We start from the raw sequence: 21,398 nt of genomic DNA, 5'->3' as shown, positions 1-21,398 counted from the left end.
CGCAACCGATCTTCGTGACGCATGCGGTACCTGCTGACAAGAAGAACCAGATGGAGACAGCAACGATGACCACCTTGCCACGCAAACCGCGGCGCGTGCAGACGTTAAAACCCCGAGTTGCGTTGCGGCTGTCCGTCGGCGCGGTACTGGCCGCGTTGGCCGCTGCGTCCTGGGCGCAGACCGACGCTACGCCGGCCGCGACTGCGCCTGCTGCGAATGCGCCAGCGCCGCAACCCGAGGACGCGCCGCAACAGGCAGACGCGCAAGAGAATACATCGCAGCAGACGGCGCAAACCGAGCCGCAGACCGAGCAGGAAACCGTGCTCCCCAATATTCTCGTGATCGGCACCACACCGCTTATCGGCATCGGCACACCGTTCCAGCTGGTGCCGGCCAACGTGCAGACGGTCCGTGGCAGCCAGATCGTCCAGCAGAATTCGCATACGCTGACCGATTACTTTTCGAACAACCTGCAGAGCGTCGATATCAACGATGCGCAGGGCAACCCGTGGCAGGTCGACGTCAACTATCGCGGCTTTACCGCGTCGCCGGTGCTCGGTACGCCGCAGGGGCTGTCGGTGTTTCTCGACGGCGTGCGGATCAACGAACCGTTCGGCGATGTCGTGAACTGGGACCTGATTCCGCAAGCGGCCATCCAGACGATTCAGGTTATCCCGGGCTCCAACCCGACCTTCGGCCTGAACACACTCGGCGGCGCAATTGCGGTGACTACGAAGAACGGCCGCTCGAATCCCGGCGGCGAAGCGGAGATCCAGGGCGGTTCGTGGGGCCGCAAGCTCGCACAGATCCAGCAAGGCGGCGTAATCGGCGATTCGCCGCTGGATTACTACTTCACCGCTAACATCACGAACGACGACGGCTGGGCCGATCACAATTCGAGCCGCTTGCGTCAGGCATTCGGCAAGCTGCGCTACATGGATTCGTCGACGACCATTTCGGTTTCGATGGGCGGCGCCGACAACACACTGAACGGCACGCAGACCATCCCGCGTTCATTTCTCGACAACCGTTCGCAGGCATACACGTTTCCGGATACGAATGAAAACCAGCTCGGCTATCTGACCATCAACGGTTCGCACTATTTCACGCCGGACATTGAAATAACCGGCAACGCGTACTATCGGCACTTCCGGAATGTGAACACGAGCAGTAACGTCAACGACGACTTCGATCCGAACGACGATGACGAACCGCCGGCCACCAATGCGCAGTCGGTGATCGTCACCGACAGCTACGGCGCGAGCCTCCAGGCGACGTTCCTGCAAAAGCTTTTCGGCAAGAACAACCAGTTCACGGTCGGCGCGGCCGCTGATCTCGCGAACACGCACTTCACGCAGTCCGCACAGAACGCTTTCTTCACCGAGACTCGCGCGACGGTCGGCGACGGGCCATTCGTACAGCAGACCGATGCGAAGACGCGCAACGAGAACTACGGCATCTACTTCACCGACACACTTTCGTTCACCGACGAATGGTCGATGACGTTCGCCGGCCGCTACAACTGGGCACGCACGGTAATCGGCGACGAAAGCGGCATCCAGCCGCTGCTCGATGGCCGGCATACGTTCTCGCGCTTCAACCCGGCGGTCGGCATCAACTGGAATCCGACTTCGGCTTTTACCGCTTACTTCACGTATAACGAGGGGATGCGCACGCCGACATCGATCGAACTCGCCTGCGCGGACCCGAATGCACCATGCTCGCTGCCGAACGATTTCATCGCGGACCCGTCGCTAAAGCCGGTGGTTTCGAAGACATTTGAAGTCGGCGCGCGCGGCCGCATCGGCAGCAATACATCGTGGAGCGCGGCCGCGTACAGCACGACGCTCGACGACGACATCCAGTTCATCAGTAGCGAAGGCGCGTCGAGCACACTCGGCTTTTTCCAGAACGTCGGCAAAACGCGCAGACAGGGCTTCGAACTGGCGGGCCGCACGCAATGGGGCCCACTCGGCGTGAGCGCGAGCTATAGCTATGTGAACGCGACTTACCGGTCGACATGGACCGAAACGAGTTCAAGCAACTCGAGCGCCGACGCCAACGGTACTATCACCGTGCATTCCGGCGATCGCATTCCCGGTATTCCCGCGAACACAGTCAAGGTGCGGCTCGACTATGCGGCGACCGCGCAATGGAACATCGGCACTAACCTGATTTACCGCAGCAATATCTTCGCGCGCGGCGACGAGAACAATCAGGATATCAACGGCACACTGTCCGGCTATTTCCTCGTCAATCTCGACACGACGTACAACGTGACAAAGCACTTCCAGATATTCGGTTCGGTGCAGAACCTGCTGAACAAACGCTATGCGACTTTCGCGGTGCTCGGCCAGAACTTCTTCAATGGCCCGAACCATACGTTCAGCCCGACCGACATCACCAACGAGCAATTCCTCGGACTGGGCGCGCCGCGCGGGTTCTGGGTGGGAATGCGATATCAGTGGGACTGAACCGCGCGCTCATCGAAGGTTGACGCGCAAACGCGACGGGCGGCGCTCGCCGCCCGCCTGATCGACTGATTGCTCGCGGTTACTTTGCCGATTCAATCGAACCCGGGCTCGGCGGCGATGTGACGATGCCCCACGCAAGCGGCAGATTGCCGATCTGAGAGATCGTCTGATAGTTCGACGCGTCGAGCACATAGACCGCGTTCGAGCGGCCGCATGCAAGCATCAGCTTCGAGCCGTCCGGCGTGAAGCTGAAATGCCAGCAACGCTGGCCGACTGGTACATCGGCGACGTGCTCGTACGTCTTCGCATCGAACACCTGCAGCGTCTTGTCGCGCGCCGCGGCCACCAGCAGATGCTTGCCGCTCGGATCGAACGCGACGCCATAGGGGCCCAGCTTCGTATCGACGGTTTTCACCGGTTTCAGGCTTGCCGCATCGAGCACGACAAATTTGCTGGTGTTCTCGAGCGTAACGACATACTGCTTGCCGTCCGGCGACGCCCTGATGCCGCGCGGCCGCGAACCCGCGTCGAGCTTCAGCGTGCGCAGCGGTTGGCCGGTGCCGGTGCGATAGACCGACACCGTGTCGTCGCCTTCGTTGGTCACGAGCATTTCGCGGCCATCCGGTGAAAATTCGACGCCTTCGGTTTCGTGTCCGCTTTTCACCGAGCGCAGCACCTTCATCGTCTTCAGATCGACAATCGCGATTTCAGCCGGTGGGCTGTTCGCGTCGTCGTCATCGTCGTGGCCCTTGCCGGCCTGTTTTTCGCCTGGCTTCTCAGCCTGCTGATCGGTTTTCTGTTCGGGCTTCGCGCCTTGCTTTGCCTCGGGCGGCGCACCGCTTTCGCCCGGTTCGTACGTCACGTACGCATAGCCGCCGTGCACGCGAACGAACTCAGGGTTTTTGCCGATCGTCACGCGTTTGACCACTTCTCCGGTCGAGGTATCGATCGCGATCAGTTCGCCGGTTTTGCCGGCGACCAGCAGGCGCTTGCCGTCTGACGTGAGGCTGAGGCCGCGTGGGCCGCTGGTGCCCAGTGATATGGTCTTTTCGAGCGCCATGCTGCTCAGATCGATCACGCCGACACCGTTTGTCTCGCTCGTCACGTAGGCGATCGGCGCAGCGGAGGCGTATGCGGTGGCTGCGGCAAACGCGGTCACCGCGAATAGCGCGGCACGCGCGCTTTTTGTTGTGCGATGCATTCAGATGTCTCCAGCAGTTGTTCTTGGAGCGGGACGTCGAGCTCCACGCATCGCCGGATTGCCGCGCAGCAGCATGCCGGCGTCGAGACGCCCCAAATCAAGTGTGCGCATTGTGTACGCCGTTGACAACGATACCGGACGGGAGTTTTTCCCGAATTGCGCGCGAGACACGTCTTGCGCTGGAGCAACGTCGCGATCCGGACGACGCCGCTCGCGCGCGACGAAGCTGATAATGAAAGCGTGGCGGGCTAAGATCAACGCATCATTCGATGTCGGCCTGCGAGCAAAGCAACCATGGCGAACGACAATCCGCACCACTCGCGCGCTTTGGGCGATCCTTTTCCGCAGAACAGGCGCGGACCGCCGCGCGCGATAAGGTTGCTGCTAACCGCTGGAGTGTTGCTGCAAGTCTGCGCATGCAGCACGCCAGCTGCCCCACCCGCACCGTCTGCGCAACGCTCGACGTGGGAGCCCGGGTGCACCGGTCCACCCAGTTTTTGCGTGCCATTCTTCGGACCTTGAGGCCGCAGGCCAACGACCACCCTGGTCCTGCAACCCCCGCACGTTGCGATACGAGATATCGCCCGACACGCCTGAACATCGAAGTCGGCGCGCCGGTACTGCGCGTTGAACGGACCGCTTATACGTTCAAGGACACGCCAGTCGAATACCGCGTGCGCATCGGTCGGCACCAACCGGCAGATGCTCAACACGCTGATTCAGCATCATCCGAAAACCGGGCTCCAGGGCAAGTTCCCCGATCCGCCACGGCCCGAAGATGACTGGAAACATAGTCGGGAAATACGCGCGTTGCTTGCGGCATTGACAGCGTGACTTCAGCGTGCCGACACACAGGTTTTCGTAGGGACGTGTGGAAACCATCGGTACATGCAGGCGCGGAACCGCGCCTTGCAGCGCTCTGGGGGCGGGTGTAGCCTGTCGGTGCCCGCCGCGCCGCGAAACCGGTTTGGCGCCCGTTGGTGGACGGCGGAACCCGGAAGAAATCCCGGTACTGACAACGCGCACGGTTGCTCGTGCCACACGTTGTTCGGAGCGGAGGGGCCATGAAAAAGCTTGCATCCATTCTTCTGTGGGGCGTGCTGGCCGCCGTCGGCGCGCTCGCCTTCGCGAGACTCGCGCTTGAACGCGGCGAGAGCGTGAATGCCGTATGGCTTGTGACGGCAGCCCTCATCGTTTATTTCATCGCGTATCGCTTCTACAGCAAGTTCATCGCCGAGCGCGTATTAGGCCTGGACGACACGCGACAGACTCCCGCGGAACGCCACAACGACGGCATGGACTATGTGCCGACCAATAAGTTTGTGTTGTTCGGCCACCATTTCGCGGCAATCGCCGGCGCGGGTCCTCTGGTCGGTCCGGTGCTGGCCGCGCAGATGGGCTTTCTTCCCGGCACGCTGTGGATTCTCGCGGGTGTCGTGCTAGCCGGCGCGGTTCAGGATTTCATCGTGCTTTTCGCGTCCGTGCGCCGCGATGGCAAATCACTGGGCGAGATGATCAAGATCGAACTGGGCCCGATTCCAGGATCGCTCGCGCTCGTCGGCGTGCTGGCGATCATGATCATCATCCTTGCGGTCCTGAGCCTCGTGGTGGTCAAGGCGTTAACGGCGAGCCCCTGGGGACTGTTCACCATCGCGGCAACGATACCGATCGCGCTGCTGATGGGTGCCTATATGCGCTTCATCCGCCCGGGGCGAGTGGGAGAAGCGTCCGTGGTCGGTATCGTCCTTCTGCTTGTGTCGATCGTGCTCGGCAGGACCGTCGCGAACGATCCCACCTTGGGGCCGGCCTTCACGCTAAGCGGCCCGCAACTCGCGTGGGCGCTCATCGCATACGGTGCCGTTGCTTCCAGCCTGCCAGTGTGGCTGATGCTCGCCCCACGCGACTACCTGAGCACCTTCCTGAAGATCGGTACCGTCGTCGCACTTGCGGTCGGCATCTACGTGGTCGCGCCCACGCTTTCGATGCCGCGGACCACGCGCTTTATCGACGGCAGTGGCCCGGTGTTTTCGGGCAGCCTGTTCCCGTTCCTGTTCATTACGATTGCCTGCGGCGCGGTCTCCGGCTTCCATGCGCTGATTTCCTCCGGCACCACGCCGAAGATGGTCGAACGCGAATCGCATATGCGCCTGATCGGGTTCGGCGGCATGCTCGCCGAATCGTTTGTCGCGATGATGGCGCTGACCGCAGCCTGCGTGTTGCATCCGGGCATTTACTTCGCGATGAACGCGCCGGCGGCAATCATCGGCACGACCGCCGCCGAGGCCGCGCAAGCCGTGTCGAACTGGGGATTCGTCATCACGCCCGAGCTGATCCACCAGACCGCCGTCAACATCGGCGAAACCAGCATCCTCTCGCGTGCCGGAGGCGCACCGACGCTCGCGGTAGGCATGGCGCAGATTCTCGGCCAGGCGCTCGGCGGTCAGGCGATGGAGGCCTTCTGGTATCACTTTGCGATCCTGTTCGAGGCACTGTTCATTCTGACCGCCGTCGACGCGGGCACACGGGTCGGCCGGTTCATGATTCAGGACATGCTGGGCCACGTCTACAGGCCGTTCGGCGACACCGGGTTCCTGCCCGCGAACCTGCTCGGCACCGGCCTATGCGTGGCGGCCTGGGGATACTTTCTCTATCAGGGTGTGGTGGACCCATTGGGCGGCATCAATACCCTTTGGCAGCTCTTTGGCGTGGGTAACCAGATGCTCGCCGGCATCGCGCTGCTACTGTGCACCAGCATGCTGGTGAAGATGAAGCGAACACGCTATGTGTGGGTGACGTTGGTGCCGACGGTATGGCTCCTGATCACCACGCTGACTGCCGGCGTCCAGAAGATATTCCATAGCGATCCTCGCATCGGCTTTCTCGCATTGGCACAAAAGTTTAGCGACGCCGCCGGGCAGGGCATCGTCCTCGCGCCCGCGAAGTCGGTTGCGGAAATGCAGCGGGTCGCTTTCAACAACTATCTGGATGCGATCGTCTGCGGCTTCTTTGTGCTACTCGTGGTGGCGATGTTCGTGTTCGCGATCGTGATTTGCCTGCGAGCGCTTCGCCAGGCGCAGCCGACGGTCAACGAGACACCGGCTGTCGTGCGCACTCAGGGAACGTGATCATGAAACGCATCTTCAACGGAAAACTTGCGGCGGTGCCGGCCCGACGCTCGAATGCCGATGTCGTGACCGATGCACCTGGAACACGGCTATCCGAGTTCGCGCGCACGATGCGCTCAGCCTGCATGCAGATGTTCGGCATCCCGGACTATGAACGCTATGTCGAGCACATGGCGCTTCGCCATCCTGGCGATCCGCTGCTATCGCGACGCGAATTCTTCATTTGGTCTATCGACCGGAAATACAGTCGCAATGGGCCACGGTGCTGCTGAGTTGACCGCCGGCATGCGTCGCCGTCGTCGTCCAGGTTCGGACGCGTAGACCTTCCCCCTTTAACGCGCGGGACAGCCTCATTGTTGAGGCACGCGCGTCATTTTCGTTGTCGTTTTACGCGAAGCGCTCGACTGACCCAAGCGCGGGCCGGTTGTCTGTACCGGATTTCATCTCCGCATCTGTACCGGTACTGTACCGGCCCACGCCGATACACTACGACCTCGGCTTTCGAAATCACTTCAGCTACCCGCGGAGTCCACCATGCCCGTCGAGCTTCTGAGCGCATTGCCCGCCGGCATCCTGTTCGCCCTCGTGACGAGCATCACACCCGGCCCCAATAACACGATGCTGCTGGCGTCGGGCGTCAACTTTGGCTTCAGGCGCACCGTGCCGCATATTTTCGGCATCAGCGTCGGTGTCGTCGTGCTGATGCTGTCGGTCGGATTCGGCTTGGGCGCCGTGTTCCAACGGTTCCCGCTGGTCTACTCGGTGCTCGAAACGGCGAGCGTGCTGTATCTGCTGTATCTGGCGTGGAAAATCGGCACGTCTGGTGAAGTTCGTGTGCGCGAAGGCGAGCGCCGGCCGATGCGCTTTTATGAAGCGCTGATATTTCAATGGATCAACCCGAAGGCGTGGATGATGGTGCTCACAGCTGCCACCACCATTCATCTGAGCGCGGACTTCGATGTCAATGCGTCGATCATGGCAGCCGTGTTCTACGTGATCGGCTTGCCGTGCATCGCGTTGTGGGCGGCGTTCGGCACCGCGATGCGGGGTTTGCTATCGAAGCCCGGACCGCTGCGCGCATTCAATATATCCATGGCGCTGCTGCTCGTGCTGTCGCTCTATCCAATTGCTTTGCGCATGTTCGGCTAACCCTTCGGCTTGCACGGTAGCTGTCAAACAACGAAGCGCAATCGCATCCACCGCTCCGCCCTATGCGCGACTGAACATCGTTCGGTCGCGCGCATCCGTATTTACGGGCGGATGCATACGCCGGTCAGGCATGCTACTGTAAGTGCTGTGCGGTGCTGCAACCTGGCACCGCCATTTCATGCTCCCCGTATTGCACTTCGTGTTTGGCAAGCCATGCTAGGTATACGACATCACTCGCCGCACGACACCGTCACGGTGTTGCTACGGCGCCTGAGCCGCCAGCATCACCTCGCGGAAAATCAGGGGTTGTTTCTTGAGCGCATTGCGGACCAGGATCACCCCGCGTCGGACATGTCCGATCGCGTGCGGGCCGCGCGAGCCACGGTCGAATTGGTCGACCGTCTCGACGAGCAGTCCCAGCTCACCGAATCCGATAAAGAAATCCTGAAGTTCTGGCTACTTGCGCATACCGCGCTCGAACTTCGCGAGACGATGCACGCATTCGGCGTAGTAGGCCGTGATGCCGCGACCAAGATCACCGCCGCCGCGTTGCTGCTGCCGAACTATCTGGTCGAACTCGCCTACTCGGAAAACGGCAATCTGCAGCGCGCCGGCCTGCTGGTCACGCATTACACGGCGGGCACGCTGTTCGAAGTCGTGCAACTCAGTGACCGGCTGGTTGCTCGCGTTCAGCAGTCATAGCACGACGCATTTGCATCCCGATCACGGCGCCGGCCAACGGCGCCGTTTTTCTTTGCGCTTCAGTTTATCTGCCGGCCATTCGTCCTTCACTCGCCATGTCCGAAAGTTTTGCTATGCAGGCACGCGGCCGGAATAAACTGATATCAGCGGGCGTCTCAACTGCATTGTCCCTGATCGAGGATCGCGATGAGATACGTGATGGCCGTATACGATGGCTCCGAGCATTCATATAGCGGTGTTCTATTGGCTGCGGAACTCGCGTCACGCAATGGCGTACGGCTTCATGTACTGTCTGTCGTGCCGCTGCCGAAAATCGGACTCGACATCGCCACCGACAGCGCAATCGCGGCGAGCGTGGATTCACGCCAGCAGCTGATGGAAGCACTCAGAGCGGACTTCGCGTCGCGCGGACAGCAAGTGCATCTGGCGTTGAAGGTTGGCAACCATGTCGATGAGATCGTTCGATACGCGATCGAATACAACGTCGGACAGATCGTGATCGGCTGCACATTCAAGTCATGGTTCGACCGCCTGTCGGCGCAGGCTGTGCTGCACCGGCTGATCCGTCTTGCGCCTTGTCCGGTCACGCTGGTCAAGAAAGAAGTCACGCGAGGTAGCCGTTTCGCGCTTGGTTGATAAGCGTCCGCATTTTTTCGCTACCGTTCTCGTCCATCGTTTGCATCCCTATTTGAATCGGCTGCTGTGCATCCGGATTGCGATGCATCGCGATGCATCCGAAATTGCGTCACCGTACGCGCCGAAATAGCACGCATTGGCGCAGTTCCTCCGTTTTTCGCCGTCACGCCAACCGTTCTGTGCCACGACACTTTCCTACGCAAATTAAAGAAAATCACCCGCGGAATAAGTGTCCGGATGAAGCGTCCTGAGTATGCGGGCAAGTGCCATCCCCGGACGCACATTGAGAGTCCCCGCGCGACCGTTCCTCTTTCCAGGACCGACGGCGATTCCCATAAGAAGTCTTTATTTATCCCTTTAGTCGGAAAAAGACAAATGAACTATATGTATTCCAAGGTATCAACGGCCACCCTTATTGCGTTTGCTTTGTGCACCAATGCGCACGCGGACCAGACGGTCAAGATCGGCGAAGTCGCTCCGACGACGGGTCAGATTGCACACCTCGGCAAAGACATCGAGAACGGCGCTCGCCTCGCGATCGACGAATCCAATGCGAAGGGGCTCACGATCGATGGCCAGAAGATCACGCTGGTGCTCGACGCGCAAGATGATGCAGCTGACCCGCGTACGGCCACGCAGGTTGCGCAGAAAGTCGTCGACGATAAGGTCGTCGCGGTGGTGGGTCACCTGAACTCCGGCACTTCGATCCCGGCTTCGAAGATCTATAGCGATGCGGGCATCGTGCAGATCTCGCCGGCGGCGTCGAACCCCGCTTACACGCAGCAAGGCTTCAAGACCACGTATCGCGTGGTTGCCACCGATGCGCAGCAAGGCCCGGCGCTCGCGAACTATGCAGCGAAGTCGCTGAAGGTCAAACGCGTCGCGATCGTCGACGATTCGACCGCGTACGGCCAGGGCCTCGCGAACGAATTCGAAAAGACCGCGAAATCGTTGGGTCTGAACGTGCTGTCGCACGATGCGACGAACGACAAGGCCGTCGACTTCCGCGCGATTCTGACGAAGATCAAGGGTGAGAATCCGGACGCGATCATGTACGGCGGCATGGACGCGACCGCTGGCCCGTTCGCGAAGCAGGCCAAGCAGCTCGGCTTGCGCGCGAAGGTGCTGGGCGGCGACGGCGCATGTAGCGAGAAGCTCGCTGAGCTCGCGGGCGACGCGGCCGACAACATCGTGTGTTCGGATATCGGCATGGCGTTGCAGAAGATGCCGGGCGGCAAGGCATTCGCGGCGAAGTACGAGAAGCAATACGGCCAGCCGGTCCAGATCTACGCACCGTTCGCGTATGACGCGGTGAACATCGTGATCGACGCGATGAAGCGCGCGAACTCGACCGATCCGGGGAAGATCCTCGCCGTGATGCCGAACACCGACTACAAGGGTGTGATCGGCGAAACCACGTTTGACTCGAAGGGCGACCTCAAGCACGGCGTGATTTCGCTGTATGACTATAAGGCGGGCAAGCGGACGCTGATCGAGTCCGTTCAGATGTAAGTGCGATGTCGCGTTCGTACGGCGTAAATCGAAAATCTCGATGCACTGATCCACTAACGCACTGATGCGCGATTTTCATCCGGGCGACACGCTGCGCGCAGTGTGTCGCCCGATGACGTTTATCGTGTGCGAGAAGGCCGCTTTATCTTGGCGTTATCTGATCCGTTCGATGAAGCGCCACAGCGCATCACCGGTCGAATGCGGTACGTTAAAGCGAAACCAGGCGCTCGGCGCATCGTCCGGACGAAAGTACGAGCCGGGTGCAAGCCAGATGCCGTCGGCGAGCGCCGCGGTCGCGACCGCACTCGCGCGCTCCGGCTCGACCGGTAAGCGTGCCCAAAGGAACAGCCCGGCGCGCGGCCGGTGAAACAGCTCGAGGCCGCATGCGTCGATGCGCTCCTCGACCGTCGCGTGCGCAGCCCGCAATTTCTCGTTGACGGCTTCGACATGGCGCGCATGGCGGCCCTCATGCAGCACCTTGTCGACGACCCGCTCGACCGCCTCCGACGACGTCAGCCCGACCGCCATCTTCGTACGCGCGAGTTCGCGCACCACATCGCGTTCGGCCACGACATACCCGCAGCGCAGCGACGGCGTCACCGTCTTCGAGAAGCCGCCGATATACAGCACGCGCTGCAACCCCTCCATCGCGGCGAGCAATGGCGCACCGGGCGGCGCGAGCTCGCGGCTCACATCGTCTTCGACCACCCACATCCGGTGCCGCTCGGCGATCTGCAGCAGCCGGAACGCCGCTGCCATGCCAAACGTCGAGCCGGTCGGATTTTGCAGCGTCGTGTTGACGAAGATCGCCTTCGGCCGATGCATGTCGACGAGCGTTTCGAGCGCATCGGTATCGATGCCAGCCGGTGTGCGCGGCACCCCATACACGGTCAAACCCGCCAGCTTCAGAATTTGCAGCAGATTGCAGTAGCCCGGATCTTCGACCACCACGGCATCGCCCGCGCGCAGCAGCGTGCGCACGGCCAGATCGAGCGCCTGCGTCGCGCCTTGCGTGAGCAGCACATTCGGCACATCGACCGGCAAGCCGAGCCGGTCGACGTACTGCGCGACGCGTGCGCGCAGCGGCGCGAAACCATACGGGTGACCGTAGTCGCCCAGCCGTGCCGCCGGCACGCGGCTCAAGCCGCGTAGCGCGTGCTGCAAGCCCGTTTCGTTGATCCACTCGTTCGGCAGCCAGCCGCCGCCCGCCTTGATCGGCACCGAATGGTCGGCGAACACGTCCGAGAGCAGCCACGTCGCAGTCAGGCTGGGCGGCTGCCATTCCGTCGCGCGCACCCGACCCGCCTGCGCGCGCGCTGCGACGCGATAGCCGGAGCCGCGCCGCGCCACCACCAACCCCATCGATACCAGCCGGCTGTACGCCTCCGTGACAGTAAACGTGCTGAGCCCATGCATATGTGCAAGCTGCCGCACCGACGGCAGTTGCGCGCCGGCGCGCAACGCCTGCGCGTCAATCGCGCGCGCGAAGCCTTGCACCACCTGCTCGACGAGGGTGGGCGCGCCGCGGCGGTCGCGGTTCAAATCGAGTTCGATCATCGGGACACCAGCACAGTTTCCGGCATTCTGCCAGCACAGTTACCAGATCAGTAGCTTAACTGTTTATGTGCGCGGCCGGACCGGTAACGCTACATTGACAGCTCCGATATTCCGAGTCGGACGTCCGATATTCCAAAGGAAACCACCACTATGACTTCGCGCCCGACCATCGATGATCTGTCGTCGTTCTGGATGCCGTTCACGGCCAACCGCCAGTTCAAGGACGCGCCGCGGCTGCTCGAATCGGCGAAAGGGATGTACTACCGTACGACCGACGGCCGCGAAGTGCTCGACGGCTGCGCGGGCTTGTGGTGCGTGAACGCCGGACACAGCCGCGACGAGATTGTCGCAGCCATCACGAAGCAGCTGTCGACGCTCGATTTCGCGCCGACTTTCCAGATGGGTCATCCGCTCGCGTTCGAAGCGGCGTCGAAAGTCGCGGAGCTGATGCCGGCCGGTCTCGACCGGATCTTCTTCACGAACTCGGGCTCGGAATCGGTCGATACCGCGTTGAAGATCGCGCTCGCGTATCACCGCGCGCGCGGCGAAGGACAGCGCACACGGCTCATCGGACGCGAGCGCGGCTACCACGGCGTCGGTTTCGGCGGCACGTCGGTGGGCGGCATTCCGGCGAACCGCAAAGCGTATTCGGGTGCGCTGCTGCCTGCTGTCGACCATCTGCCGCATACGCACGATCTCGCACACAACGCGTTTTCGAAGGGCCAACCGGCATGGGGCGCGCATCTGGCCGACGAACTCGAACGGCTCATCGCTCTGCACGACGCGTCGACGATCGCCGCGGTGATCGTCGAGCCGGTAGCAGGTTCGACCGGTGTGCTGATTCCGCCGCAAGGTTATCTGCAGCGACTGCGCGAAATCTGCACGAAGCACGGCATTCTGCTGATCTTCGACGAGGTGATCACCGGCTTCGGACGTCTCGGCAAGGCCACCGCGAGCGAATACTTCGGCGTGACGCCGGACCTGCTAACGATGGCGAAGGCGATCAACAACGCAGCCATTCCAATGGGCGCGGTGGCGGCAAGCCGCACCGTGCATGACACGATTGTCGGCAACGGTGCGCCGGGCGCGATCGAACTGTTCCACGGCTACACGTATTCCGCGCATCCGGCCGCGGCCGCCGCGGCAATCGCCACGCTTGATCTGTATCGGCGCGACGCGCTGTTCGAGCGGGCCGCGTCGCTCGCGCCGGGGTTCGAAAAGGCGGTGCACGCGCTGCGCGATGCAACGCACGTGAAGGACATCCGCAACCTCGGGCTCGTCGCCGGCGTCGAACTCGAGCCGCGCGTAGGCGCGCCAGGCGCGCGCGCCTACGAAGCGTTCGTCAAATGCTTCGAGGCCGGCGTGCTGGTCCGCTTTACCGGCGATATCCTTGCGTTCTCGCCGCCGTTGATCATCGACGAAGCGCAAATCGCGCGCATCTTCGACACCGTGCGCAACGTGCTCGCCACCGTCGCCTGACGATCAATGATGCGCGCGCGCCGCTCTCGTGTGGGCGGCCTTCTTCGCAGCCGCGGAGCGGCCGGCTGCGCCCTTGGTGGCCGCGCCCTTCTTCGCGGCCGCCGAGCGGCTCGCCGCGGACCGGCGGCCAGCGGCGGACTTCGTCTGCTTCGACAGCGCCGCACTTGACGCACCGCGCCCGCTTTCGCGTTTGAGCACCGATGAACTCACGCGCGAGCGCCTGGACGTTGATTCCGTACTTGCGCTCTTTTTCGCCGTGGATTTTCTGCCCGCGGCCGTGTCCTGCTGTGCCTTCTTGCGCGTAGCCGCGCTCGTCTTGCCGGGCTTCGGCGGCTTTAGCGCAACGCCCGCGCGCCGTGCTTTTGACAACCCGATCGCAACCGCCTGCTTCGCCGACCGCACACCGTGCTTTCCTTCGCGCACGTGATCGATTTCTTCCTTCACGAACTCGCCGGCCTGAGTGCTCGGCGCCTTACCCGCGCGTTTATCGGCTTGCGCGCGGCTGAGTGTTTTCTTTTCAGGCATGACAGTCCTCCAGAGTGGCTGTTGGCCTGAATCGTTGAGCAACGCGTGTGCCTCGTTCGCCGCGGCGCATACGCAAGTCCGGATGCGGGACGCGCCGCGACAGCGTATGGTTATAGGGAGCGCCGCTCGATATGCCGGCGCGCCGGGAGAGCCTCATGAAGATACCGCCAGTCAGGGCAGGCGCCCACATCGAAGGAATTCACTGGGTCGCCGAATACACGGAGAACGTCCACGAGATCCGGATCTTCCGGGAGGGACAGGAGGTCGACGTTCACGATGCGCCAGCCACGTTATTCGGCGACGAACAGAACGCCGGCTCGAAAAGCTGCGCCGATCATCGCGCGGCTGAAGCGGCTGTGCTCGCGTATCTGCGCCGCTTTGTGGCCGAACATGACGCGGAAGAGTGAGCGCCGCATGATGGGGATGCGGCGATCTTTGCGGTCAATGCGGTTATCGCAACCGCAGCCGTTTGACCACCCGTTTTCGCGTTACACGACGCGTGATGCCGCGCTACCGCCAGGCGTATCCGCGTTTGTGCTGTGCGCGTTTGTGCCGTCCTTCAGCGGCACACCGGATAACTGCTGCAACGTCGCAAAGTCGATGTCGGAAAAGATCTCGCGCACGACGAGCCCATCGCGCGTCACATCGATCATCGCAAGATCTGTGTAGATTCGATCGACACAGTTGACGCCCGTCACAGGGTAACAGCAGTGGTTGACGATCTTGCTCTCGCCCTGCTTGGTCAGGTGCTCCATCATCACGAACACCTGTTTCGCGCCGATTGCGAGATCCATCGCGCCGCCGACCGCCGGAATCGCATCGGGCGCGCCGGTGTGCCAGTTCGCGAGATCGCCTTCCACCGACACCTGAAACGCGCCCAACACGCAGTAGTCCAGATGACCGCCACGCATCATCGCGAACGAATCAGCGTGGTGAAAGAATGCGCCGCCGGTCAGCAGCGTCACGTGCTGTTTGCCGGCGTTGATCAGTTCGTCGTCTTCTTCGCCGGGCGCAGGCGCGGGCCCCATGCCCAACACACCGTTCTCGCTGTGCAGGAAGATTTCCTTGTCGGCCGCGAGATGGTTCGCAACCAGCGTCGGCACACCGATGCCAAGATTCACATACGCGCCTTCCGGAATATCGCGCGCAACGCGCTTGGCCATTTCATCGCGAGTCAGTCGTTTCATCGTTCTCTCCTCGTCAGGCGGCGGCGGCTTGCGACGCTTGCGGCACTTCAATAACCCGCTGCACGAAAATGCCGGGCGTGACGATTTCTTCCGGGTCGAGCGCGCCGAGCGGCACGATTTCCGACACCTGCACGATCGCGGTCTTTGCAGCCGTGGCCATGATCGGGCCGAAATTGCGTGCGGTTTTCCGATAGATCAGGTTGCCCCAGCGGTCGCCCTTGTACGCCTTGATCAACGCGAAATCGGCATGCAGAGGCGCTTCAAGCACGTACGGCTTACCGTCGATCACGCGTGCTTCCTTACCTTTTGAAAGCTCCGTACCGTAACCGGTCGGCGTGAAGAAACCGCCAATGCCGGCGCCCGCGGCGCGAATGCGCTCCGCGAGATTGCCCTGCGGCACGAGTTCGAGTTCGATGTCGCCGGCGCGGTACAGCGCGTCGAACACATGCGAGTCGGTCTGGCGCGGAAACGAGCAAATGATTTTGCGCACGCGCTTGGCCTTCAACAGCGCGGCAAGCCCGATTTCGCCATTGCCCGCGTTGTTGTTCACGATCGTCAGATCTCGCGCGCCCTGCGCGATCAACGCGTCAATCAATTCGGACGGCATGCCGGCCGTGCCGAAGCCGCCGATCATGACGGTCGCGCCGTCATGCACATCGGCGACGGCTGACGGAAGGGAGTCGAAAATCTTGTTGATCATCAGAAGTTCCTCGGGCAACTCGCGTGGTCACGCACACGTCGCCAACAAAACGTCGCAAACAAGCGCTGCAAACAGACGCTGCAAAGACGTCTCAAAGACGCTGCAAAGACGCCTCAAAAAAGTTCGCCATAAGAACATCGATTCGTTTAGCGAACGCATCGAGGCATTATCCGAGGCCGCCGGACGGCTTGTCAAGGACGCCGCATCGCGACCATCGAAGCGCCGTCCCGTCCCCGGCGAACGCAACGCGACAGATGACCTTGAAACGGACGAACGGTTAGGCCGATACGATTGCGGCAATGCGATTTTCTTGTTAATAAAAAACTGTTCGGATCGCTATCTGATTTGACTACCCGACTCATCCGTAATTGAATCACCAAGCATTTTGCATAAATATGGCGGCGCATTTCCGATATCAGGCAGCATCGGACTAGCCTATGTGTTGCTTACTTCGCATTGAACCGCGGCCATTCCGACAACGTCGCTGCCAAGCCGCCTTCTTTTTGATATAAATAACGCCAGGCGTATTTCACTGCAATTTCGACTCACCACATATCGGATTGCTTACTATCCTGAAGAGGCGTAAGAAGCTTGTTATGAGTCTGATTTATCCGGAATAGATTATGACGTACTCGTGTGCCGACTTTACTGCTGATGTGATGCAGTGTCTCGTTCATTCCCAGGCGATCCGCGCGACCGACATACCCGATGACGATCCCGGCCGATCAGCCGACATGGCCGTCGAGGCCATCGTGTCAATGCATCGCGCGAGCCTCTCGTCGCGCTTCGTGCGCGAACTGCTCGACGAAGTCGATTCGCTCGATGTGGTGGCCAGCCGATACGGTGGCGGCGCGTTGATGTTTCTTTTCTATTTGCAGTCCGCGATTCTCAACGAGAGTTGCATTGCCGCGCAGGGCGACAGCGCCGCGCGAGCGGTGGCGCTGGTGTCGCATCTACCATCGGGCGAGGAATGGTTGAAACACGTGCGGATGGACCCCGCGCACGCATAACGCCGTTTTGCCCGCATGCGATTCTCACAAAATAATAAGAGCCGGCAACCACTCGTGCACGAGATGACTGCGTTCAAATCCCGCCTGACGCGACCCAGTGCTTCGCGTCGTCCCACCTTCTGAACACCGCCCCGACCGTTGCGCGCTACGCGGCCGCCTCCACCGATGCAGCCCGCATCGTCGGTCCGCAAACGTCCGATACAATCGACTCAGGTCTCGCGTCGCAGGCTGGCACGAAACCTTCAACGAGACAAAGGGCCATCCACGACAACCACGACAATCAGATGACAAAACGAAGCGCACGCGTTGTTGCGTTTCGCGATACGTGAACCAGGAGGAAAGATGACCACAAGCAAGAAGAAAATGAAGCCGGCTACGCTAAAACAACGCGCATCCGCCTCCCGCCCGAGTCGCGAAGAAGCCGAAGATGCAGTGCGCGTGCTATTGCGTTGGGCCGGCGACGACCCTCGGCGCGAAGGGCTGATCGATACACCGGCGCGCGTCGTGCGCGCCTACGAAGAATTCTTCGCGGGCTATCACGTCGAACCGCGCGACATCCTCGCTCGCACATTCTCGGAAGTAGACGGTTACGACGAAATGATCGTGCTGAAGGACATTCGCTTCGAGAGCTATTGCGAACACCATATGGTGCCGATCATCGGCCGCGCACATGTCGCTTATTTGCCTGAACATCGCGTAGTCGGCATCTCGAAGCTCGCGCGGCTCGTCGATGCGTTCGCGAAGCGCCTGCAGATTCAGGAGAAGATGACCGTTCAGATTGCCGACACGCTAAACGAAGTGCTGCAACCGAAAGGCGTGGGCGTGATTCTCGAAGCGGCACACCAGTGCATGTCGACGCGCGGCGTACACAAGGCCGGCGTCGAAATGGTCACATCGCGGATGCTTGGCACGTTCCGTACCGACCCTTCGACGCGCCGCGAGTTTCTGTCGATTGTCGGCAGCCCGTCGTCGGTGATCGTCGCGAACACGTAGACGTAGCCATGCGCGAACGCGCGGCACGGCGCTGATTTACCGCGCGCCGTCGTCGTTGCCGCGCTCGCGGCTGCGTTCACCTTCGCGCACCTTGCCCTGCGACACGCTGCTGCCCGGCGGCACACTATGTGTCAACCACACGTTGCCGCCGATCACCGAGCCGCGCCCGATCGTCACGCGTCCGAGAATCGTCGCGCCTGCATAGATCACGACGTCGTCCTCGACAATCGGGTGCCGCGCGTTGCCCTTGATCAGCGCGCCGTCGATGTCGGCCGCGAAGCTTTTCGCACCGAGCGTCACCGCCTGATAAACGCGAACGTTCTTGCCGATGATCGCGGTCTCGCCAATCACGACGCCCGTGCCGTGATCGATAAAGAAACTCGAATCGATCTGCGCGCCAGGGTGAATATCGATGCCCGTCGCCGAATGCGCGATCTCGTTGATGAAACGCGCGAGCAGCGGCACGCCGAGCCGATGCAGCGCATGCGCGAGACGATGATGCGTCATCGCCCATACGCCGGGGTAGCACAACAGGATCTCAGTGATGTGCTGCGCGGCAGGGTCGCCCGTGTACGCCGCCTGAATATCGCTGACGAGTAGCGCGCGAATGGCCGGCAGCTGCGTGCCGAATTCGCGCGCGACTTCGAACGCACGAGCGTTGAGATCCGCGTCCGGCGTTTGCGCGTGCTCAGGCAAAAAACGCAGCGCACGGCGGATCTGTTCGGCAAGCAGACGCAACGTGCTTTCGAGTGTGTGTCCGACGTAATAGTCGACGCTCTCATCGGTCAGGTCGGGCGCACCCCAATGCGTCGGAAAGAGAGCGGCACGCAAGCCGGCGACGATGTTGATCACCGCTTCGCGCGATGGCAACTCGCGAATACCCAGCGGATGACGTGTGCGATGCAGCTGTTCGCGTGAGGCGCGCAAGTCCGCGACGATCTGTTCGAGACCCCACTGATTCGGCGAAACGTTTGACATGGCGAGGACAGCAGCCGCGTGGCGAGCGCGGCAAAAAGTGAATTGTCCCCAGAGATTACCGCGTTTTCCGCAGACTCGTGCGCTACCGCCTTGCGGGTTCGGACGGTCAATGCGGCACGCGCCGCACGCGCGGGACCCCTACGCTGCGGGTCGTGGCAGTTGCGTGCGGCCGCGAAGTTACGTCAGATCGATCAGATGGTCATGCTGCTGGCGTCGATCCAGCGCACGGCCCAGTCGCGCGCGTGCGCGATGGCGGAGGCTTCGTCGTTGAAGCGAAGTTCGGTGGGAAAGAACCGGTTGGCAACCAGTTCGCCGTCGCTCGAACGGGATACGACGACATACGCTTGCCAGGTTCCGTCGCCCGCGCGGGCCGGCGAGCAATTCAACAAATAGCCGCGATGAGTGAATGCAGCATCGACATGCATGAGTCATCAGCTCCTGACTGCCTCATTGACGGTTCGAGAAAGTGCATTACCGTACAACCACATCGGCCATTAGTGTATGCGACAACAGTTAGGATTATTACTAACCGCCGACGCCTGGTCGAATAACGATCATACTCTGTAGAAAATTCGCGTCCATTAAAAAAACACAAAAAAATGACGGCGACGGTTGGCCGACGCATTAAGCAGGACCGCATGCTGATGCTTTCCGTTTTCGCTCGCGCTGTCCGGAACGGGTCTTGCTGAACGACACATAAAGACGTGTCGAACGTTCGGTTAGACGCCTCGCATCGATACGACTTGCAAGATCACGCTCAACGCTTGCAGATGCGCGAAGCGATTCCCTCGCGTACTCATGCAGCGCTCACGAAGCCAATTCGTAAGGAGGAACATCGATGAACCCGTTGAAATCTGATCAGCTCGCCCCAGCCGACAAGCACGCGCAAACACCCGGGCAATCCACTCTCAGCATGGAGACGCACAACGATCGCACACACGACAGCACGGTCGATACGGACGGCAAGAATCGCGAAGCTGCGCGCCTCGCGGGATACGGCGCGATCGGTCCGGACGAGGTCACGACCAGCAATGCGACCCTCGACAACAGCATGCCCGAAGCCGACGACGGGCTCGCGGGTTTCGACAGCCGACCGGGCGGCAATCGTTTGCTTCTGGCGGTGGAACCCGGCTACACGGTGATCGAGAAAGGCATGATGGCGCCTGAAGAACCCAGGCGTCCGGCCCAGCGGCTGTCCGCGCAGACGGATGTCGAGCGTGCGCAGAAAGATCCGCAATTTCGCGGCCGCGTGCACTATGCGCTCAATCATCAACGGCCCGCGCGCATCATTGAAATCAAGCGGAACAAGTAGCGACAGGTAAATTCGTATCGCGCGTACTTTCCCTCACGGGTGCGCAATGTACTTGTTTCCGTGCAATTGCACTGTGACAATCTGCTCCACCATCGTTACTCGTGGCGGAGCGCAAGATGAAAAAAATCGTTGTGATCGGTGCCACCGGCACGCTAGGCCAAGCTGTCGTGCGCGAGTTGAAGGCGCGGCACGAGGTCATCGAAGTCGGTGCGAGGCGTGGCGCGCATCGCGTCGATAGCACGGACCCTGCGAGTGTCGAACAGCTGTTCAGCCAGATCGGTCAGGTGGATGGCGTCGTCACGGCAACCGGCAAAGTCTACTTCGGCCCGCTGCCGGAAATGACTATCGAGCAGTTCCGCAAGGGGCTAGACGACAAGCTGATGGGTCAGGTTAATGTGGTGATGGCTGCGCTGCGCTATGTGAACGATGGCGGCTCGTTCACGTTGACGAGCGGCATTCTCGCCGACGAGCCGATTCGCGAGGGCGTCAGCGCAACCACAGTCAATCTCGCGCTAGAAGGCTTCGTGCGCGGCGCGGCCATCGAGTTGCCGCGCGGCATCCGGATCAATCTCGTGAGCCCGACCGTGCTGAGCGAAGCGATGGACAGTTACGCGCCGTATTTCCGCGGCTTCGAGCCGGTCAGCGCACAACGTGCGGCGCTCGCGTATCTGCGCAGCGTCGAAGGCGCGCAAACGGGTCGCGTTTATCGCGTCGGCTACTGAGCGATTTCCGTTCAGTGAATCTCGGGCTCGCCGTTCGGTGCGGCGCCGCCGCGCTGCAGGAAATCGAAGTCGCAGCCCTTGTCGGCCTGCATCACGTGAATCTGGTGCATCGCGCCGTAGCCGCGCGTGAAACGCG

Annotated in this window: 21 protein-coding genes; 14 read left to right on the top strand and 7 right to left on the bottom strand. The window is 61.4% G+C overall.

Features of this window, described 5'->3' with window-relative positions:
- The first annotated feature begins 65 nt into the window (after positions 1-65).
- Entirely contained in the window at positions 66-2,474 is a 2,409-nt protein-coding gene (locus BX592_RS07725; RefSeq protein WP_243849379.1) for a TonB-dependent receptor, read from the top strand.
- 79 nt (positions 2,475-2,553) lie between these two features.
- On the opposite strand, the gene BX592_RS07720 is transcribed toward BX592_RS07725, so the two are convergent.
- Positions 2,554-3,675: a cytochrome D1 domain-containing protein gene (locus tag BX592_RS07720; protein WP_134191090.1), complete on the bottom strand. Its 1,122-nt coding sequence runs from the start codon at positions 3,673-3,675 to the stop codon at positions 2,554-2,556.
- A gap of 1,064 nt (positions 3,676-4,739) precedes the next feature.
- On the opposite strand from BX592_RS07720, the gene BX592_RS07710 reads away from it, so the two are divergent.
- From BX592_RS07710 to BX592_RS07685, 6 genes are all read left to right on the top strand, one after another.
- Positions 4,740-6,800 (top strand): carbon starvation CstA family protein, encoded by a 2,061-nt coding sequence (locus BX592_RS07710; protein ID WP_134191089.1) that lies wholly within the window; start codon positions 4,740-4,742, stop codon positions 6,798-6,800.
- 2 nt (positions 6,801-6,802) lie between these two features.
- Positions 6,803-7,072 carry a YbdD/YjiX family protein gene (locus BX592_RS07705; RefSeq protein WP_134191088.1) on the top strand — a complete coding sequence of 90 codons (270 nt, stop codon included), beginning with the start codon at positions 6,803-6,805 and terminating at the stop codon, positions 7,070-7,072.
- A 262-nt stretch (positions 7,073-7,334) separates the two neighbouring features.
- On the top strand, positions 7,335-7,949 hold the full coding sequence (locus BX592_RS07700; protein WP_134191087.1) for a LysE family translocator: 615 nt from the start codon (positions 7,335-7,337) through the stop codon (positions 7,947-7,949).
- 213 nt (positions 7,950-8,162) lie between these two features.
- Positions 8,163-8,651 carry a hypothetical protein gene (locus tag BX592_RS07695; RefSeq protein ID WP_134191086.1) on the top strand — a complete coding sequence of 163 codons (489 nt, stop codon included), beginning with the start codon at positions 8,163-8,165 and terminating at the stop codon, positions 8,649-8,651.
- Between the two features lie 198 nt (positions 8,652-8,849).
- Positions 8,850-9,287 carry a universal stress protein gene (locus tag BX592_RS07690; RefSeq protein ID WP_166676318.1) on the top strand — a complete coding sequence of 146 codons (438 nt, stop codon included), beginning with the start codon at positions 8,850-8,852 and terminating at the stop codon, positions 9,285-9,287.
- Positions 9,288-9,662: 375 nt separating this feature from the next.
- Positions 9,663-10,799 carry a branched-chain amino acid ABC transporter substrate-binding protein gene (locus tag BX592_RS07685; protein ID WP_166676317.1) on the top strand — a complete coding sequence of 379 codons (1,137 nt, stop codon included), beginning with the start codon at positions 9,663-9,665 and terminating at the stop codon, positions 10,797-10,799.
- A gap of 153 nt (positions 10,800-10,952) precedes the next feature.
- On the opposite strand, the gene BX592_RS07680 is transcribed toward BX592_RS07685, so the two are convergent.
- Positions 10,953-12,356 (bottom strand): aminotransferase-like domain-containing protein, encoded by a 1,404-nt coding sequence (locus BX592_RS07680; protein ID WP_134191084.1) that lies wholly within the window; start codon positions 12,354-12,356, stop codon positions 10,953-10,955.
- Between the two features lie 150 nt (positions 12,357-12,506).
- Here BX592_RS07680 and aptA point away from each other — a divergent pair, with 150 nt between their 5' ends.
- On the top strand, positions 12,507-13,835 hold the full coding sequence (gene aptA / locus BX592_RS07675) for an omega-aminotransferase AptA (RefSeq protein ID WP_134191083.1): 1,329 nt from the start codon (positions 12,507-12,509) through the stop codon (positions 13,833-13,835).
- Between the two features lie 3 nt (positions 13,836-13,838).
- On the opposite strand, the gene BX592_RS07670 is transcribed toward aptA, so the two are convergent.
- Positions 13,839-14,360 (bottom strand): DUF6496 domain-containing protein, encoded by a 522-nt coding sequence (locus BX592_RS07670; RefSeq protein WP_134191082.1) that lies wholly within the window; start codon positions 14,358-14,360, stop codon positions 13,839-13,841.
- A 155-nt stretch (positions 14,361-14,515) separates the two neighbouring features.
- On the opposite strand from BX592_RS07670, the gene BX592_RS07665 reads away from it, so the two are divergent.
- A complete protein-coding gene (locus tag BX592_RS07665; RefSeq protein ID WP_134191081.1) occupies positions 14,516-14,767 on the top strand; it encodes a hypothetical protein in 252 nt (83 codons plus the stop codon).
- Between the two features lie 81 nt (positions 14,768-14,848).
- Here BX592_RS07665 and BX592_RS07660 read toward each other — a convergent pair whose 3' ends face one another.
- Complete coding sequence (locus BX592_RS07660) at positions 14,849-15,547, bottom strand: 3-oxoacid CoA-transferase subunit B (RefSeq protein WP_134191080.1); 699 nt, start codon at positions 15,545-15,547, stop codon at positions 14,849-14,851.
- A 13-nt stretch (positions 15,548-15,560) separates the two neighbouring features.
- The gene (locus BX592_RS07655; protein WP_134191079.1) at positions 15,561-16,247 is read right to left on the bottom strand and encodes a 3-oxoacid CoA-transferase subunit A; all 687 of its coding nucleotides are present in this window, start codon (positions 16,245-16,247) and stop codon (positions 15,561-15,563) included.
- On the opposite strand from BX592_RS07655, the gene BX592_RS07650 reads away from it, so the two are divergent.
- From BX592_RS07650 to folE, 3 genes are all read left to right on the top strand, one after another.
- Positions 16,237-16,596 carry a hypothetical protein gene (locus BX592_RS07650; RefSeq protein WP_134191078.1) on the top strand — a complete coding sequence of 120 codons (360 nt, stop codon included), beginning with the start codon at positions 16,237-16,239 and terminating at the stop codon, positions 16,594-16,596. The genes BX592_RS07655 and BX592_RS07650 overlap by 11 nt on opposite strands.
- Positions 16,597-16,981: 385 nt before the next feature.
- On the top strand, positions 16,982-17,257 hold the full coding sequence (locus BX592_RS07645) for a hypothetical protein (protein WP_134191077.1): 276 nt from the start codon (positions 16,982-16,984) through the stop codon (positions 17,255-17,257).
- A gap of 342 nt (positions 17,258-17,599) precedes the next feature.
- On the top strand, positions 17,600-18,250 hold the full coding sequence (gene folE / locus BX592_RS07640) for a GTP cyclohydrolase I FolE (protein ID WP_134191076.1): 651 nt from the start codon (positions 17,600-17,602) through the stop codon (positions 18,248-18,250).
- Between the two features lie 36 nt (positions 18,251-18,286).
- Here folE and epsC read toward each other — a convergent pair whose 3' ends face one another.
- Positions 18,287-19,228, bottom strand: a complete 942-nt coding sequence (epsC, locus tag BX592_RS07635; RefSeq protein ID WP_134191075.1) for a serine O-acetyltransferase EpsC — start codon at positions 19,226-19,228, stop codon at positions 18,287-18,289.
- 191 nt (positions 19,229-19,419) lie between these two features.
- Positions 19,420-19,653 carry a hypothetical protein gene (locus BX592_RS07630; RefSeq protein ID WP_134191074.1) on the bottom strand — a complete coding sequence of 78 codons (234 nt, stop codon included), beginning with the start codon at positions 19,651-19,653 and terminating at the stop codon, positions 19,420-19,422.
- Between the two features lie 488 nt (positions 19,654-20,141).
- Here BX592_RS07630 and BX592_RS07625 point away from each other — a divergent pair, with 488 nt between their 5' ends.
- On the top strand, positions 20,142-20,540 hold the full coding sequence (locus BX592_RS07625; RefSeq protein ID WP_243849420.1) for a DUF3005 domain-containing protein: 399 nt from the start codon (positions 20,142-20,144) through the stop codon (positions 20,538-20,540).
- A gap of 116 nt (positions 20,541-20,656) precedes the next feature.
- Positions 20,657-21,262, top strand: coding sequence for a short chain dehydrogenase (locus BX592_RS07620; protein WP_134191072.1), 606 nt, complete (start codon positions 20,657-20,659; stop codon positions 21,260-21,262).
- Positions 21,263-21,398: the final 136 nt, after the last annotated feature.

The sequence above is a fragment of the Paraburkholderia rhizosphaerae genome, from assembly GCF_004366595.1.
GTDB classification, from domain to species: Bacteria; Pseudomonadota; Gammaproteobacteria; order Burkholderiales; family Burkholderiaceae; genus Paraburkholderia; species Paraburkholderia rhizosphaerae.
The sequence above is the reverse complement of the archived record's forward strand: the minus strand, read 5'-3'. Positions and strand labels throughout refer to the sequence as shown.

Excerpts from the sequence above, each read along its gene's own strand:
- BX592_RS07670 (WP_134191082.1), bottom strand. The coding sequence starts at position 14,360 with ATGCCTGAAAAGAAAACACTCAGCCGCGCGCAAGCCGATAAACGCGCG.
- BX592_RS07645 (WP_134191077.1), top strand. The coding sequence starts at position 16,982 with ATGGCCGTCGAGGCCATCGTGTCAATGCATCGCGCGAGCCTCTCGTCG.
- BX592_RS07725 (WP_243849379.1), top strand. The coding sequence starts at position 66 with ATGACCACCTTGCCACGCAAACCGCGGCGCGTGCAGACGTTAAAACCC.
- aptA (WP_134191083.1), top strand. The coding sequence starts at position 12,507 with ATGACTTCGCGCCCGACCATCGATGATCTGTCGTCGTTCTGGATGCCG.
- BX592_RS07655 (WP_134191079.1), bottom strand. The coding sequence starts at position 16,247 with ATGATCAACAAGATTTTCGACTCCCTTCCGTCAGCCGTCGCCGATGTG.
- BX592_RS07700 (WP_134191087.1), top strand. The coding sequence starts at position 7,335 with ATGCCCGTCGAGCTTCTGAGCGCATTGCCCGCCGGCATCCTGTTCGCC.
- folE (WP_134191076.1), top strand. The coding sequence starts at position 17,600 with ATGACCACAAGCAAGAAGAAAATGAAGCCGGCTACGCTAAAACAACGC.
- BX592_RS07660 (WP_134191080.1), bottom strand. The coding sequence starts at position 15,547 with ATGAAACGACTGACTCGCGATGAAATGGCCAAGCGCGTTGCGCGCGAT.
- BX592_RS07685 (WP_166676317.1), top strand. The coding sequence starts at position 9,663 with ATGAACTATATGTATTCCAAGGTATCAACGGCCACCCTTATTGCGTTT.
- BX592_RS07680 (WP_134191084.1), bottom strand. The coding sequence starts at position 12,356 with ATGATCGAACTCGATTTGAACCGCGACCGCCGCGGCGCGCCCACCCTC.
- BX592_RS07720 (WP_134191090.1), bottom strand. The coding sequence starts at position 3,675 with ATGCATCGCACAACAAAAAGCGCGCGTGCCGCGCTATTCGCGGTGACC.
- epsC (WP_134191075.1), bottom strand. The coding sequence starts at position 19,228 with ATGTCAAACGTTTCGCCGAATCAGTGGGGTCTCGAACAGATCGTCGCG.
- BX592_RS07630 (WP_134191074.1), bottom strand. The coding sequence starts at position 19,653 with ATGCATGTCGATGCTGCATTCACTCATCGCGGCTATTTGTTGAATTGC.
- BX592_RS07695 (WP_134191086.1), top strand. The coding sequence starts at position 8,163 with ATGCTAGGTATACGACATCACTCGCCGCACGACACCGTCACGGTGTTG.
- BX592_RS07620 (WP_134191072.1), top strand. The coding sequence starts at position 20,657 with ATGAAAAAAATCGTTGTGATCGGTGCCACCGGCACGCTAGGCCAAGCT.
- BX592_RS07665 (WP_134191081.1), top strand. The coding sequence starts at position 14,516 with ATGAAGATACCGCCAGTCAGGGCAGGCGCCCACATCGAAGGAATTCAC.
- BX592_RS07690 (WP_166676318.1), top strand. The coding sequence starts at position 8,850 with ATGGCCGTATACGATGGCTCCGAGCATTCATATAGCGGTGTTCTATTG.
- BX592_RS07625 (WP_243849420.1), top strand. The coding sequence starts at position 20,142 with ATGGAGACGCACAACGATCGCACACACGACAGCACGGTCGATACGGAC.
- BX592_RS07705 (WP_134191088.1), top strand. The coding sequence starts at position 6,803 with ATGAAACGCATCTTCAACGGAAAACTTGCGGCGGTGCCGGCCCGACGC.
- BX592_RS07710 (WP_134191089.1), top strand. The coding sequence starts at position 4,740 with ATGAAAAAGCTTGCATCCATTCTTCTGTGGGGCGTGCTGGCCGCCGTC.